The sequence below is a fragment of the Rhizobium sp. 01T417 genome, from assembly GCF_056398905.1.
Genome location: NZ_JBFTQH010000001.1, coordinates 192,923 through 207,973, shown reverse-complemented (window position 1 = coordinate 207,973; position 15,051 = coordinate 192,923). Strand labels below are relative to the sequence as shown.

The following is a 15,051-nucleotide window of genomic DNA, read 5'->3' as shown; positions in this document are numbered from 1 at the left end:
CTCAGGCAAGCGGCATGTAGATATCGGTCAAGAGCTCGGTCGGCGGCACCTCACGTGGGTTGTTGAGGTATTCCTCAAACATCACACTGTCGCGAAGCTGCCGACCCGAGGCGGGCAACCATTCCGCATAAAGCCACTGGTAAGCCTTGTGCATGTCTGCATAAGGCCCCTTGTGACGCAGTACGGCATACTCGCCTCCGTCGAGCATCCGCGCTTCGAACGGCGCCGTCGCGACAACCTCGCCGTCCGTAGTCACACATGCGATCGAGCGCAGCTTCTCGGACGGCACGATATCGGGATCATCCAGATAAACACCGATCATCCGCATCGTCGGCTTGGCAAGCCCGCGCGCATAGAGCGTGCCGAACAAGGTCTCGAACGCCTTGCCGATCTGCATGAACGAGCCGGTGTGCGGCACTCCGAGCAATTGAATTGGCTCAATCTTCCGTAGGGTAACGTCGAACATCGCTGCAGTCTTTCCGTTAGGTGAGGGTTCAAAGGCTTTATGGCTTCCCTCTTTCCTGTACTGACCTGGCGGCATGCCATAGACCGATTTGAAGATACGGTTAAAAGACTGGAGGTTGGGATAGCCTGATCGCTTTGCTATCTCCCCGACAGAAAGATCCGTGCGAACCATGTCCCCGGCTGCACGATGCAGCCTTAATCGCTTGACTGTCGCCGCGAGTGTCTCGCCGAAAATCGCGCGATAGATCCGATGCCAGTGGTAGCTCGACATGCAGGCGATCCCGGCAAGTTTATCCATGTCGAGTTCTTCGTCGAGATGATCGTGGATATAGGCTGATACCCGTCTGAGACGGTTCTCGTAGAGCGCCCATGCCGTTTCGCCGTTCATTGTCAAAACCTCCTGCAAATCGATCGGCTGCAGAAAACCATAGCCCGGTTTGACAAATCCTGCGGACTTTGGCGAATCCGCAAAGAAAAAGGCGGGGACCAGCCCCGCCTCTCTAAGACCTTTACAAACTTCAATTCGCTCAGCTTGCCAGTGCGACCGCAACGGCCTCAATGGCTTCATCAGCCTTCGTCCCATCCGGACCACCGGCCTGGGCCATATCGGGACGACCGCCGCCACCTTTGCCCCCAAGAGCCGCCGACGCAACGCGCACGAGATCGACGGCGCTGAACCGGCTCGTCAGGTCCGGGGTCACGGCAACCACTGCGCTCGCCTTGCCGTCTTCGGCGACGCCGATCAACGCGACGACGCCGGAACCGAGGCTCGCCTTGCCATCATCGGCCAAGCCCTTGAGCTCCTTGGGATCGACGCCGGAAATTGCCTTGCCGAGGAACTTGACGCCGGCAACATCACGAACCGCATCGGCAGGGCCGCCCTGCCCTCCGCCCATCGCAAGCTTGCGTTTGGCATCGGCCAGCTCACGCTCGAGCTTCCGGCGTTCGTCCACCAGCGCCTCAACGCGAGCAAGAACATCCGCCGGCTGCACCTTCAGCGACGTTGCGAGCGATTTGACGCGCTCGTCCTGCTCCGCCAGGTATTCGCGCGCAGATTCGCCGGTGACCGCCTCGATACGACGCACGCCGGCGCCTACCGCGCTTTCGCCAAGAATGCGGATCAGCCCGATCTGCCCCGTCGCGCCGACATGCGTGCCGCCGCAAAGTTCGATCGAATAGGTCTTGCCGGCCTTTGCGCCACGCACGCCCTGGCCCATGGCCACAACGCGGACCTCGTCACCGTATTTTTCGCCGAACAGCGCCATTGCGCCTTCCGCGATCGCGTCATCGACGCTCATCAGGCGCGTCGAGACAGGTGAATTCTGCAACACGATCTCGTTCGCCATGTCCTCGACGACCTTCAGCTCGTCGGCCGTCATCGGCTTTGGATGAGAAACGTCGAAGCGCAGGCGCTCGGGCGCAACCAGCGAGCCCTTCTGAGCCACATGCGTGCCCAACACTTCGCGCAGCGCCTCGTGCAGCAAGTGGGTGGCGGAGTGGTTCGCGCGCAGACGCGAACGGCGCGCATGGTCGACCGTCAACGCAACCGGCTCGCCGGCCTTCACTGTGCCCTCGACAACAGTGCCGATGTGGACAAAGAGGCCCTCGCCCTTCTTCTGGGTGTCGGTGATTTCAACCTTCGCGGTATCGGAGGTGATGACACCGGTATCGCCCATCTGGCCGCCGGACTCGCCGTAGAACGGCGTTTGGTTGACGACGATCTGAACCTTGTCGCCGGCCGACGCAGCATCGACCGCGGCACCGTCCTTCACGATGGCCTGAACAACGCCTTCTGCGGTCTCAGTGTCGTAGCCGAGGAACTCGGACGCGCCGTGCTTTTCCTTGAGTTCAAACCAGATCGTCTCGGTAGCCTTGTCGCCGGAGCCGGCCCAGTGCGAACGCGCCTCGGCCTTCTGGCGTTCCATGGCGTCCGTAAAGCCTGATATGTCGACGCCGATTTCGCGGGCGCGTAGCGCATCCTGTGTCAGATCGAGTGGGAAGCCATAGGTGTCGTAAAGCTTGAACGCGGTTTCGCCGTCGAGCACGTCGCCCTTGCCGAGCGTCGTCGTTGCATCGGAAAGCAGTGAAAGACCACGCTCCAGCGTCTTGCGGAAGCGAGTTTCTTCCAGCTTCAGCGTCTCGGAGATCAGCGATTCCGCACGCACCAGCTCCGGATAGGCGCGACCCATCTCCTGAACGAGCGTCGGCAACAGCTTCCAGATCATCGGTTCCTTGGCACCCAGGAGCTCGGCGTGGCGCATTGCGCGGCGCATGATGCGGCGAAGCACGTAGCCGCGGCCTTCGTTGGACGGCAACACGCCATCGGCAATCAGGAACGCAGAGGAGCGCAGGTGGTCGGCGATGACACGGTGGCTCGCACGGCGCTCGCCCTCGGCCCTCACGCCCGTGACCTCCTCGGAAGCCTCGATCAGGGCACGGAACAGGTCGATGTCGTAGTTATCGTGCTTGCCCTGCAGAACTGCCGCGACGCGCTCCAGTCCCATACCGGTATCGATCGACGGACGCGGAAGGTCGATGCGCTCTTCCTTCGTCACCTGCTCGTACTGCATGAAGACGAGGTTCCAGATCTCGATGAAGCGGTCACCATCTTCCTCCGGCGAACCGGGAGGGCCGCCCCAGATGTGAGCGCCGTGGTCGTAGAAGATTTCCGAGCATGGGCCGCACGGGCCGGTATCACCCATCGCCCAGAAATTGTCGCTGGTGGGAATACGGATGATCTTCTCGTCCGGCAAGCCTGCGATCTTCTTCCAGAGGTTAAAGGCCTCATCATCCGTGTGATAGACGGTGACCAGCAGCCGCTTGGCGTCGAGCGCAAATTCCTTGGTGATCAGGTTCCAGGCAAGTTCGATCGCCCGCTCCTTGAAGTAATCGCCGAATGAGAAGTTGCCGAGCATCTCGAAGAAGGTGTGGTGGCGTGCGGTGTAGCCAACGTTATCAAGGTCGTTATGCTTGCCGCCGGCGCGGACGCACTTCTGCGCGGTCGAGGCCGTCTTGTATGGACGCTGCTCCAGACCGGTGAAAACGTTCTTGAACTGCACCATGCCGGCATTGGTGAACATCAGCGTCGGATCGTTGCGCGGCACCAACGGGCTCGACGGAACGATTTCGTGGCCGTTCTTCTTGAAGTAGTCGAGGAAGGTCGACCGGATATCATTCACACCGCTCATGCTATGCCCTTCAATGCTGCCGGAAGGCAGGTCAAAACTTAAATCCAGTGGCTTTTATCGCTCGCCTTAACCACTGTCCAGCAGACAAACAAAACCGGCCGCAATCTCATTAGGAATGCGACCGGTTTTGAACTCTGGGAAACCGCCAGGCAAATCAGCCGTCTGCAGCCTCGTCGCCGTCATTTGCATCAGGGCCGCCATTCTGCAGGAAGCGGTCCGCAATCAGGCCAGCATTCTGACGAAGCGCCGTCTCGATCTCGCGCAGGAGATCCGGATTGTCACGCAGGAACAGCTTCGCATTTTCGCGGCCCTGGCCAAGACGCTGGCTGTTATAGGAGAACCAGGCCCCTGATTTCTCGACGATACCAGCCTTGACGCCAAGGTCGACCAACTCGCCGGTCTTCGAAACGCCTTCACCATACATGATGTCGAATTCGACCTGCTTGAAGGGAGGCGCCATCTTGTTCTTGACGACCTTGACGCGCGTCTGGTTGCCGATGACCTCTTCGCGCTCCTTGACCGCACCGATACGACGGATGTCGAGGCGAACGGACGCATAGAATTTCAGCGCGTTGCCGCCGGTCGTCGTTTCCGGCGAACCGAACATGACCCCAATCTTCATGCGGATCTGGTTGATGAAGATGACCATGGTGTTGGACTTCGAAATCGAAGCCGTCAGCTTGCGCAGCGCCTGGCTCATCAGGCGCGCCTGAAGGCCCGGCAGATTGTCGCCCATTTCGCCTTCAATTTCGGCACGCGGCGTCAGCGCGGCAACCGAGTCGACGACAAGAACGTCGACAGCGCCGGAACGCACCAGCGTATCGGTGATCTCGAGCGCCTGCTCGCCAGTATCCGGCTGCGAGATCAGGAGGTTCTGCAGATCGACACCGAGCTTGCGGGCGTAAACCGGGTCAAGCGCGTGTTCCGCATCGACGAAGGCACAGATGCCACCCTTCTTCTGCGATTCAGCTATCGTCTGCAGCGCCAGCGTCGTCTTACCCGAGCTTTCTGGTCCGTAAATCTCAATGATACGGCCCTTTGGAAGGCCGCCGATGCCGAGCGCGATATCCAACCCGAGAGAACCTGTCGAAACCGTTTCGATCTCGACGACGTTCTCGTTCGAGCCGAGCTTCATGATTGAGCCCTTGCCGAACGACCGCTCGATCTGTGAGAGTGCCGCTTCAAGTGCCTTGCTTTTGTCCACCGATTTGTCCTCTACAAGCCGCAATGTATTCTGTGACATTCGATCCACCTTTAGGTTATTGAAGCCGCTCAAGCAATGTCGCCAGCGATGGCGATTTTGTACCGCATTTGTTCTCATTGCGCAAGTTGCGTGCAAATAATTGAAACAAAAAGGTAAATTTGCCAGTGTTCTACATTTGTTTTCGTGATGGAAAGCAACGGCTTAGATATAGCGCTCTGGTCGCCAGCCGACCAGCGGCGGCAGGACGATTCGTATCTTTCGACCATGCGGGACGATGAAATGAAGCGGAAGATTCTTGTCCTCGGCGGAGCCCACATCGACAGGCGCGGACGCATCTCAGGCGACACCGTGCCAGGCGCCAGCAATCCAGGCTCATGGTTTGAGGAGCCGGGCGGCGGCGGCTTCAATGCGGCGCGCAACCTTGCCAGGTTGGGCTTCGATGTGACGATGATTTCACCGCGTGGCGGCGATCCGATCGGCGAGATGGTCGGCGAGGCGGCCGACTTCGCTGGGGTTCATGATCGCCCCTTCATTTTCCTGGATCGGAAGACGCCGAGTTACACCGCAATCATCGAGAACGACGGAAACCTCGTGATTGCGCTTGCCGACATGGATCTCTATCGGATGTTCGTGCCGCGGCGCCTTTCGATCCGTGCCGTACGTGACGCCTTTGCCGCCACCGATTTCATTCTCATTGATGCCAACCTGCCGGCAGAGACGCTGGCATCGATCGTCGAGCGCGCAAAAGCTCTCGGCAAGCCGGTGGGCGCGATCGCCATCTCGCCCGCGAAGGCCCTCAAGCTCAAACCATGCATCGAAGGGATCGACTATCTTTTCCTCAACGAGGCCGAGGCTGCCGCATTGACCGGCGAGCGCCCAAACGATCCCGCGCACTGGCCGTCACTGCTGGGTGACATCGGTTTACGCGGTGGCGTCGTCACCCGCGGCCAACGCGAGCTGATCGCCTTCGCGGATCGCCATGTTGTTGCCCAGCAGCCGGCAAACCTCGAAGATGTCGCGGATGTCACCGGTGCGGGTGACTCGCTTGCAGCCGGCGTTATCTCCGGATTGATGCGTGGAATTTCCTTAGCCGATGCCATCAGGGAGGGCGCCGCGGCCGCGGCACTTACCGTACAATCGCCGCATGCCGTCAATGAAAACCTCTCCCCAGATCTCGTGAGGGAGACACTTTCCCTTGTTCCGCCGGCGAGAATTCTGCATTGAAGGCAATACCGATGAAATGGAAGCGACAATGACGAAACCGATCTCCCCCCTCCTGCCGATCGCCTACTCCAAGGAAGTCGCAAGCGCCAAGCAGCGCGGCGCGCCGATCGTGGCGCTTGAATCGACCATCATCACCCATGGCATGCCCTACCCTGGCAACATCGAGATGGCCCGCAGCGTCGAGGCGCTCATTCGTGAGCAGGGCGCGGTCCCAGCCACCATCGCGGTCATTCACGGTACGCTGCATATCGGCCTCGAATCCGACCAGTTGGAGCAACTGGCGCAGGCCAAGGACGTCCTCAAGGTTTCGCGCGCCGATCTCGCCTTTGCGATCGCCGAGCGCCGTCACGGCGCAACGACCGTCGCAGCAACGATGATCGCCGCCGAGTGTGCCGGCATCAAGGTCTTTGCAACGGGTGGCATCGGTGGCGTCCACCGCGGCGCGGAAGAAAGCTTCGATATCTCCGCTGACCTCGAGGAACTCGGCCGCACCAGCGTCATCGTCGTTTGCGCCGGCGCCAAGGCGATCCTCGATATACCGAAGACCCTTGAAGTCCTGGAGACCGCGGGCGTGCCTGTCGTCACCTACGAGAGCGAGGAATTCCCGGCCTTCTGGTCACGCTCGTCCGGATTGCGCAGTCCGCTGACGCTGAACAGCCCGGCTGCCATCGCCAACTTCCAGACTGTACGCGAGCAGCTCGGCATTGACGGCGGCATGCTCATTGCCAATCCGGTGCCGGAGGCAGACGAGATCCCCCGCGAGGAAATGGAAATCTATATCGAGCGCGCCCTCGACAGCGCCGAGCGCGACGAAATCAGCGGCAAGGAAGTAACCCCTTACCTGCTCAGCACGATCTTCGACCTGACCGACGGCCAGAGCCTAAAGACCAACATTGCGTTGGTGGAAAACAATGCTCGACTCGCGGCAGAAATTGCCGTCGCGCTGGCTGGCTGAGTTTGAAAAAGGGGCGCTGCGGCACGCTGCGGCGCCCCTTAACTGTCCAGCGTCTCCTTGACGACGACGGCAAGCTGCTTGAGGGAGAACGGCTTCGGCAGGAAGCCGAACTTGGAATCCGGCGGCAGGTTGCGGGCAAACGCGTCTTCGGCATAGCCTGAAACGAAGATGAATTTCAGGTTCGGATAGTTCTTTCGCAGTTCGCGCAGCAGCGATGGACCATCCATCTCCGGCATCACGACATCCGAAACGACGATGTCGACCTTACCCTCGAGCTCGTCCATGATATCGAGCGCCTCGATGCCGGACCCGGCCTCGTAAACCGTATAGCCGCGCGTCTCAAGCATGCGCTTGCCGCCGCGACGCACCGCTTCCTCATCCTCGACCAGCAGGATCACAGCCGAGCCTGTCAGATCCTCGGGCTGCTCCACCGCGGCGGGCGCCTGTTCCGCAGGTGTGCCGATAGTAGGCGTGACGGCATCGCCTTCCGCGGCAACCGCTGGCTCGACAATGTGGCGCGGCAGGAAGACGCGGAACGTCGTGCCTTTGCCAACTTCCGACTCCGGCTGAATGTAGCCGCCCGATTGCTTGACGATGCCGTAAACCATCGCGAGGCCAAGGCCCGTTCCCTTGCCCACTTCCTTCGTCGTGAAGAAGGGTTCGAAAATCTTGTCCATGATCTCAGGCGCAATGCCGGTCCCGTTGTCCGAGACCTCGATGAGGACCATGTCCTCATGCGGCATGTAGGAATAGTTGAAAGCCGCCACCTCTGCCGCCGTCACGTTCTTCGTGCGAAGCGTCAGCTTCCCGCCCTGCGGCATCGCATCTCGCGCGTTGACGCAGAGGTTTATCAGCACCTGCTCGAACTGCGACAGGTCGGTCTTCACAGGCCAGAGATCACGGCCATACTCGACGTCGAGCTTTACGTTGGTACCGGACAGCAGGCGATCGACCAGCATCCTGAGGTCGCCAACCACATCGGTGAGATTGAGCACCGTCGGCCGCATCGTCTGCTTGCGCGAGAACGCCAGCAGCTGCCGCACGAGCACGGCCGCGCGATTGGCGTTGCGCTTGATTTCCATCAGATCCGCAAAGCCAGGGTCCGCCGGCCGGGCCTGCAGCAGCAGATGATCGGAGGACAGCAGGATCGCGGTCAGGACATTGTTGAAGTCGTGCGCGATCCCGCCCGCGAGTGTGCCGACCGCATTCATCTTCTGCGTCTGCGCCATCTGCGCTTCGAGCGCCTTCTGCTCAGTCACCTCGACGGCATAGACGATCGCCGCCTCTTCCGGCGTCTCGTCGCTCTGGTCGATCACCGCGTTGACGTAGAAGCGGAAATGGCGTGCTTCATCGGTTGGCGTGCGCGAGTCGATCGGCGGGATATCGCCCTGGCGGTCCTTCGCCGCCGCGAGCGCCTGCTGCAGTTTGGATTTGTCGCTGTCCTGCACAATGACTTCGAGCAGCGCGCCGTTCTCGACATCATCTCGGGAAACGATACCCGAAAACAGCTTCAGGAATGGGGCATTGGTTCGCAGGATCCTGCCTGCCCCATCCACCGAGGCAATCGCCATCGGCGTGTTGTTGAAAAAGCGGGTGAATCGCATCGCGGCGGCCGAGGCGGACTGATCGTTCTCGCCGCTCTTCTGCCGCGTCAGTACGATCGACCGGCTCTCTCCAGGAGCGCCATCGCGCATCGACGTCACGCTGTGGACGATCTGCGCCGGCAGGCTCTGGCCGTTCATCTTCTTCAAGTCGAGATCGAGCGTCACCGTCTTTTTCAGGCCCGGATCGGCCTGCACCGACTGAATAAGCGCAAGCCCCTCGCCCGCGACAAAATCGCCGATCGTGACCGAACCCGGAACGAACTTGGTAAGATCGATGCCAAGCCATTCCGCCAGCGTTGCGTTGAGGTAGAAGATCTCTCCCTTGCGGCCGGCCGAAAAGAACCCGGCTGGTGCGTGGTCGAGATAGTCGATCGCATTCTGCAGTTCCTTGAAGAACCGCTCCTGATCGTCGCGCTCGGAGGTAATGTCGCTGATCTGCCAAATGTGGAGCGGCTTGCGTCCGATCTCCTCGCTCTGCAGGGTCCGTGCTTTCAGGCGGTACCAATGCGCTCCGGAACCGTTTGTCGAGGGGCCCAGGGACCGCAGCAGGCGGAATTCTTCGCTCCCCTCCCGGCCTTCGCGAAGCCCGTTGGAAAGGCGATAGAGCGCCTCGTTCGATTCCCGATGACGCGACAGCAGCGCTTCGAGCGTCTGAACTTCCGTCGACTTGCGAGCGCCTGTCAACTCGCCATAGGCCGCGTTCGCATAAACGATACGGCCTTTGTCGTCGGTGATGAGAGAGCCGTCGGGGTGACTGTTCAAAAATGCCCGCGCCAGGCTGTCGGACTGCCGCTGCGGCATGACTTCGATAAAGCCGATCACCGACGACACGAGGAAGAAGATCCCGACCATGGCAAGCACGCCGAGAACGCCGAGCACCATTTCGTTGTCGAGAGAACTCTTGAAAACGACGAACGCCGCGGCTGCGCCGATGAGCACAAGGGCGAGCAGGATGATCCGCAAAGCCGTTCCCGTGCGGCCCCCGCGGTCCAAGAGCGGTTCGCTATAATCGTCGGCCTGACGCGGTCTCGTCATCTATTCCCTCGCATGGCCTGCCGGGCTTCACTCGTAACAAGGAGACAAAGCAGGAATCAGGCGCCTTTTCCTTCTTACCAATTTGCGGTCTCCGCAAAAACACTGCTCTCTGTGAAGACTGATTGAATTCACAACGAAGAGCGCCAATTTCGCCATTAAAATGCGTTGTTAAGAAAGCATGTTCGAATTCCACTTCGGGTTGGCATGACTGGACAAGGCCATCACGACTTGTCTACGAAGTGGTAAAAGTCGCCATGTGGTTCAAAACCGCGAAGGGAGTAAGCCAAGATGTTCGATGATCTCATGGGAGCCTATGGGAGCCGCTTCCTTCTCGCCGCCGGCGGCGTTGGCATAGCTCTATTACTGCTGATCGTCGTGCTCTGGTTCATGCGTAACCGCGCACCTTCGCCCTTCCTTCGGGGGGGCCGCAACCGCCAACCACGGCTGCAGGTCCTCGATGCAGCCGCCGTCGATGCGCGCCGCCGCCTCGTCCTCGTCCGTCGGGATGACGTCGAGCATCTGATCATGATCGGCGGGCCGACCGATATCGTCATCGAGAGCAGGATTGGTGAGGCCACCGACAAGTCCGCACCGGTCGAGGCAACTGCTCAACCAGCCCCAGCCCTGGTGGCGCCGGCTCCCGCCCCTATCGCGCCACCACAGCTCGAGGCAGCGCCAGAGCCGCCGGCGCCCGTTCACATCGTACCGACCGAATCCCAGTATGTGCCCCCGGTCCGCGGTCATACGCCATCCGAACCCTACGTGCCCGAACGTGCGCCGATCGAAGCCAGGCCAGAACCGGTCATGGTTGCGACTCCCGCCTCGCCTGCGCCCGTCATCACCGAACGTGAGCGTGCCCCACGCCCAGCGCCGTCTTTCGACCCGCGTCCTGAACCGCGACCGGCACCAGCCCCGATCGAAGCCTCGGCCGCGGCAGACATCCTCGATTCCGCCCGTCAACGCGTGTTGCCGCAGCAGCGTATCGAGCCGCAGGTGACGCAGCCTTCCGTCCGGAGCACTCCCGCGCCCGCACAGCCGTCATCGGCGTTCGTCGAGGTCGGCACGCTGGCGCCTGCCGCGCAGCCGAGCGACTTCCAGCGCATTCTCGAAGAGGAAATGACGAGCACGCTTGCCGCCGAGCGTATTGTGCCGACGCCACAGGCGCCCGCCGCAAAACCCGGTCCGGCGTCAGGCAACCAGCCTCGCCGCGATCCTGAAATGGCGCCGCTCACCGGCGCGGATGCCGCTCTTCAAAACGAAGTCGCACGCATTTTCGGCGAGATGAGCGTTAACCGCGACAAGTAGCGGATCAACCGAACAAAACAAAAAGGGCACCACGGTTTGCGTCGCGGTGCCCTTTTTGTTGTCGGTATGTAGGGACTTATTCGTCCCGGTAGACTTTTTCCCGCCGCTCGTGCCGCTCTTGAGCCTCGATAGACAGCGTCGCAATCGGTCGAGCATCAAGCCGCTTGAGCCCGATCGGCTCTCCGGTCTCCTCGCAATAGCCGTAGGTGCCGTCTTCGATACGTTGCAGTGCTGCGTCGATCTTGGAAATCAGCTTTCTCTGGCGATCGCGGGCGCGCAGTTCGATGGCCCGGTCGGTTTCGGACGATGCCCTGTCAGCAAGATCCGGGTGGTTTGCGCTTTCCTCGGCCAAGTGGTCGAGGGTTTCGCGCGCCTCTCTGAGGATGTCATTCTTCCAGGCGACCAGCTTGGCTCTGAAGTAAGCCCGCTGATTGCCGTTCATGAACTCTTCCTCTTCCGAGGGTACGTAGTTGCTAAGATCGATCTTCTCACTCAACGCGATTCTCCTGAAGCAGATCTCATGTGGCGGGTGTATATCGCGAGCACTACTGGTGATTCAAGCCAAATACGCTAGGTAAACAGTTTTTTAAATCTGTCATATTTTTGAGCTAACAGACTATTTTCTCATCACTATTCCCCCGAACGCCTATTCGCCTCCCGGTAACTCCGCACTTTCCTACCCGGATTTGGCCGCAACACCTGGCGCTGCGGTTGACGTGCGTGCCGCCGACCCGCTACTGAAAAAGTCCCTTCGACGTGGATTTTCCTATGGCTGCAATCACGCCTCCACCCTCCCGGATCTATCTGCTGCGGCATGCCGAAGCCGCTTGGGCAACACCCGGGCAGCGTGATTTCGACCGTCCCCTGAACGCGAAAGGCTATGCAGACGCCGAGCTCATCGCCGACAAAGCGGCGGACAAGGGGTACCGGCCGGATCTGCTTCTGAGCTCGACGGCAGCGCGTTGCCGCGATACTGCCGACGCGGTGCATCGGGCCATGGGCTCCACGCTCGAGCTTCGATTCGTCGATGAACTCTACAATGCATCGCCTGATATCTACCTCGAGATCATCGACGCCCAGGAGGCGCTCGGCTCTGTCATGCTTGTCGGCCACAATCCGACCATGGAGCAGACGCTTGAAGCGCTGATCGGTCACGAGGCGCTCCATCAGGCACTGCCGACAGGCTTTCCGACTGCCGGACTTGCGGTTTTGGACTATGACAGCGAGTTGACAGGCTGGCAGCTCGTTGATTTCGTGATCGACTAAGGTCTTTTCGCGGAACGTCTTTTCGCGTCGATCTGCCCTTCCTATATGGCTTGTCACGATTAGAAACCGGAACTCCGCCTTGCCGCCCAGCCTGACCTCCCTCTCCGATGACGCGCGCATCGCCCTGGACAATTTCGCGGACCGGGCATCGGGCCTCATCAATCCCACGGTGCGCCTTGGCGTCACTGGCTTGTCGCGTTCCGGCAAGACGGTCTTCATTTCCTCGCTGCTTCACAATCTGCTGCACGGCGGGCGGCTGCCTCTCTTCGAGCCAGTGCAGTCAGGTCGTGTCTCGGCGGTGCGTCTTGAGCAGCAGCCGGATGATGCCGTGCCGCGCTTCCAGTACGAAGATCACATCCGCTCACTCGTGAAGGACCGCGTTTGGCCCGATTCGACGCGAGCAATCTCTGAACTGCGCATTACGCTCGAATACCAGAGCGCCAGCGGCTGGAACCGGCTCTTCTCGCCCGGCCGCCTGTCGATCGACATTGTCGATTATCCAGGCGAGTGGCTTCTTGACCTTCCGTTGCTTGGAAAGGACTATCGGACGTTTTGCGAAGAGACGATCGCCTTGGCCGGAACGGGCATTCGTGCGGAACTCTCACGCGCCTGGCTTGCCCTTACACGCGCCACAGATAGCAACGCCCCGGCAGACGAAATGCGGGCTCGCGACCTCGCCACCGCTTTTGCCGATTATCTGAAAGCCTGCAAAGCCGATGAACGCTCGCTTTCCACGCTGCCGCCTGGCCGCTTCCTGCTACCCGGCGATCTCGACGGCTCTCCTGCCCTGACCTTCGCGCCGCTTGCACTCACGCCGGAAGCCAAGCCGCAAAAGGGATCGCTTTGGGCGATGATGGAACGACGCTATGAGGCCTACAAATCCGTCGTCGTGAAGCCCTTCTTTCGCGAACACTTCGCCCGTCTCGACAGGCAGATTGTCCTCGTCGATGCGCTGCAAGCCATCAACCGTGGTCCGGAGGCCGTGCAGGACCTCGAACGCGCCCTGACGGACGTTCTGGCCTGCTTCCGCTCGGGCACGAACTCATGGCTGACGTCGCTGCTTGGCCGCCGTATCGATCGCGTCCTTGTCGCCGCAACCAAAGCTGACCACCTGCACCATGAAAGCCATGACCGGCTCGACGCCCTCACCCGCCGCCTGGTCGACCGTGCCGTCCAACGCATTGGTGTCACAGGCGCGGGAATCGACGTCATGGCACTGGCTTCGGTCCGCGCCACGCGCGAAGCGACGGTGAAACGCGACGGCCATGACCTCCCGGTCATCGTCGGAACACCGATGGCAGGCGAGACTATCGGTGGAGAGAGCTTTGACGGCCACAAGAAGACGGCAATCTTTCCGGGCGACCTGCCGGCAGACCCGGAGAACCTGTTCGAGCGTATCGAATCCGGAGAAAATATCGTGCTGCCCGATGTCAGCGTTGTGCGTTTTCGGCCGCCGCACCTCGAAGAGACCGGTGGCGGCATAAAGCTTTCGGTCCCGCATATTCGCCTCGACCGTGCCATGCAGTTTCTGTTCGGAGATCGCCTCGCATGATCAAGCCGCCCTCCGAACACCCCGCACAGCGCGCGCCGGCCGCCTTCTCCTACGAGGAGGACACGCCCTCCACGCCTGTCACGACCAAACACAGCCCGCGAAAGCCCGGTAGCTTCACGGACGATGTCGTGCTGACCGCCGACGAGGACGATCCATTCCTCAACCCCGAAAAGGATGTCCCTCCAATTGCTGTCGCGCTGCCGCGCAAGCGTGGCACCTCATTCGCGAAAATCGCTGCCGCCGCTTTCGGCGTTCTCTTCTCCCTCGCCTTCGGGCTTTGGACCGACAGCCTCATCCGCAATCTTTTCAGCCGCGCGGATTGGCTCGGCTATGCGGCCCTTGGAGCGCTCGCAATCGGCATTCTGGCGGTGATTGCCATCGTCGTTCGTGAAACGGCGGGCATGATGCGGTTGGCGGCCGTGCAGGAAATCAAGGCGGAAGCTGAGGCCGCCATGGTGGAGACGAAGCCGGCGAAGGCACGTGCGCTGGTCAAGCGGCTGGAATCGTTGCTCTCCGGAAAGCCGGAGACGGCGAAGGGCCGGGCCACGTTGAAGGCGGCCGAAGGCGACATCATCGACGCACCGCATCTCATCGCCCTCGCGGAACGCGAGCTTCTGATACCGCTCGACCGGCAGGCGCGGGCCCTGATCGTCAACGCTTCGAAACGCGTCTCCATCGTCACCGCCGTCAGCCCGCGCGCGATCGTCGATCTCCTGTACGTGCTCTACGAGGCGGCCCGGCTTGTCCGAGCCATGGCGGATCTTTATGGCGGCCGGCCGGGAACGCTGGGCATGATCCGGCTGATGCGTGATGTTCTAGCGCACCTCGCCGTGACCGGCTCGATCGCGGTCGGCGATAGCCTCGTGCAGCAGGTACTTGGCCATGGATTGGCGTCGAAGCTGTCGGCGCGCCTCGGCGAAGGCGTCATCAACGGCCTGATGACGGCCCGCATCGGGATCGCGGCGATGGATCTTTGCCGTCCCCTTTCTTTTCACGCGCTGAAACGTCCGGGAATCGGCGATTTCATCGGGGACCTGACACCGTCCATGACAGCGCGCGACAAGAATTCCTGAGAATTGAAACTTTCGTCGCGCCTGCCGTGGCAGAAGCGCTGCACCAAAATACTCGTCAAGAATTCAACGCACTAACATTCCGCGCCGTCCTCTGCGAGCCGCGGAATTACTTGCTGCTCATTGCTTTTCGGCCTAAAAGAAACCAAGCATTAACCATTCTTCGGCAAAACTTGAACCTAG

General features: G+C 60.8%; 11 protein-coding genes. 6 read left to right on the top strand and 5 right to left on the bottom strand.

Translation table 11 applies throughout. The features are described from left to right. Position 1 precedes the first annotated feature (1 nt). The 3 genes from AC1DPR_RS00985 to recA all read right to left on the bottom strand — a co-directional run bounded on the left by AC1DPR_RS00985 (position 2) and on the right by recA (position 4,896). Entirely contained in the window at positions 2-853 is an 852-nt protein-coding gene (locus tag AC1DPR_RS00985) for an AraC family transcriptional regulator (RefSeq protein ID WP_169680261.1), read from the bottom strand. A gap of 139 nt (positions 854-992) precedes the next feature. Then, positions 993-3,653, bottom strand: a complete 2,661-nt coding sequence (gene alaS, locus AC1DPR_RS00980; RefSeq protein WP_477815618.1) for an alanine--tRNA ligase — start codon at positions 3,651-3,653, stop codon at positions 993-995. A 154-nt stretch (positions 3,654-3,807) separates the two neighbouring features. Continuing rightward, positions 3,808-4,896: a recombinase RecA gene (recA, locus tag AC1DPR_RS00975; protein ID WP_016554154.1), complete on the bottom strand. Its 1,089-nt coding sequence runs from the start codon at positions 4,894-4,896 to the stop codon at positions 3,808-3,810. Between the two features lie 240 nt (positions 4,897-5,136). Here recA and AC1DPR_RS00970 point away from each other — a divergent pair, with 240 nt between their 5' ends. Both AC1DPR_RS00970 and AC1DPR_RS00965 read left to right on the top strand, forming a co-directional pair. After that, positions 5,137-6,081 (top strand): carbohydrate kinase family protein, encoded by a 945-nt coding sequence (locus AC1DPR_RS00970; RefSeq protein WP_026371473.1) that lies wholly within the window; start codon positions 5,137-5,139, stop codon positions 6,079-6,081. Between the two features lie 28 nt (positions 6,082-6,109). Beyond that, positions 6,110-7,036, top strand: coding sequence for a pseudouridine-5'-phosphate glycosidase (locus tag AC1DPR_RS00965; RefSeq protein ID WP_026371472.1), 927 nt, complete (start codon positions 6,110-6,112; stop codon positions 7,034-7,036). Between the two features lie 38 nt (positions 7,037-7,074). On the opposite strand, the gene cckA is transcribed toward AC1DPR_RS00965, so the two are convergent. After that, positions 7,075-9,675 (bottom strand): cell cycle histidine kinase CckA, encoded by a 2,601-nt coding sequence (cckA, locus tag AC1DPR_RS00960; protein WP_018854851.1) that lies wholly within the window; start codon positions 9,673-9,675, stop codon positions 7,075-7,077. 288 nt (positions 9,676-9,963) lie between these two features. Here cckA and AC1DPR_RS00955 point away from each other — a divergent pair, with 288 nt between their 5' ends. Then, positions 9,964-10,980, top strand: a complete 1,017-nt coding sequence (locus tag AC1DPR_RS00955) for a flagellar biosynthetic protein FliO (RefSeq protein WP_477815617.1) — start codon at positions 9,964-9,966, stop codon at positions 10,978-10,980. A 76-nt stretch (positions 10,981-11,056) separates the two neighbouring features. Here the strand turns inward: AC1DPR_RS00955 and dksA are convergent, their stop codons facing one another. Next, positions 11,057-11,476 (bottom strand): RNA polymerase-binding protein DksA, encoded by a 420-nt coding sequence (gene dksA, locus AC1DPR_RS00950; RefSeq protein ID WP_007532954.1) that lies wholly within the window; start codon positions 11,474-11,476, stop codon positions 11,057-11,059. A gap of 272 nt (positions 11,477-11,748) precedes the next feature. Between dksA and AC1DPR_RS00945 the strand changes: the two genes are divergently transcribed. From AC1DPR_RS00945 to AC1DPR_RS00935, 3 genes are all read left to right on the top strand, one after another. Beyond that, entirely contained in the window at positions 11,749-12,246 is a 498-nt protein-coding gene (locus AC1DPR_RS00945) for a SixA phosphatase family protein (RefSeq protein WP_018854849.1), read from the top strand. A gap of 79 nt (positions 12,247-12,325) precedes the next feature. After that, the gene (locus AC1DPR_RS00940; RefSeq protein WP_018854848.1) at positions 12,326-13,798 is read left to right on the top strand and encodes a YcjX family GTP-binding protein; all 1,473 of its coding nucleotides are present in this window, start codon (positions 12,326-12,328) and stop codon (positions 13,796-13,798) included. Beyond that, positions 13,795-14,871 (top strand): YcjF family protein, encoded by a 1,077-nt coding sequence (locus tag AC1DPR_RS00935; RefSeq protein WP_018854847.1) that lies wholly within the window; start codon positions 13,795-13,797, stop codon positions 14,869-14,871. Before AC1DPR_RS00940 ends, AC1DPR_RS00935 begins: the two co-directional genes overlap by 4 nt. Positions 14,872-15,051: the final 180 nt, after the last annotated feature.

Coding starts and splice junctions, on each gene's coding strand:
- cckA (WP_018854851.1), bottom strand. CDS start 9,675: ATGACGAGACCGCGTCAGGCCGACGATTATAGCGAACCGCTCTTGGAC.
- AC1DPR_RS00970 (WP_026371473.1), top strand. CDS start 5,137: ATGAAGCGGAAGATTCTTGTCCTCGGCGGAGCCCACATCGACAGGCGC.
- AC1DPR_RS00955 (WP_477815617.1), top strand. CDS start 9,964: ATGTTCGATGATCTCATGGGAGCCTATGGGAGCCGCTTCCTTCTCGCC.
- AC1DPR_RS00965 (WP_026371472.1), top strand. CDS start 6,110: ATGACGAAACCGATCTCCCCCCTCCTGCCGATCGCCTACTCCAAGGAA.
- AC1DPR_RS00985 (WP_169680261.1), bottom strand. CDS start 853: ATGAACGGCGAAACGGCATGGGCGCTCTACGAGAACCGTCTCAGACGG.
- recA (WP_016554154.1), bottom strand. CDS start 4,896: ATGTCACAGAATACATTGCGGCTTGTAGAGGACAAATCGGTGGACAAA.
- AC1DPR_RS00945 (WP_018854849.1), top strand. CDS start 11,749: ATGGCTGCAATCACGCCTCCACCCTCCCGGATCTATCTGCTGCGGCAT.
- alaS (WP_477815618.1), bottom strand. CDS start 3,653: ATGAGCGGTGTGAATGATATCCGGTCGACCTTCCTCGACTACTTCAAG.
- AC1DPR_RS00935 (WP_018854847.1), top strand. CDS start 13,795: ATGATCAAGCCGCCCTCCGAACACCCCGCACAGCGCGCGCCGGCCGCC.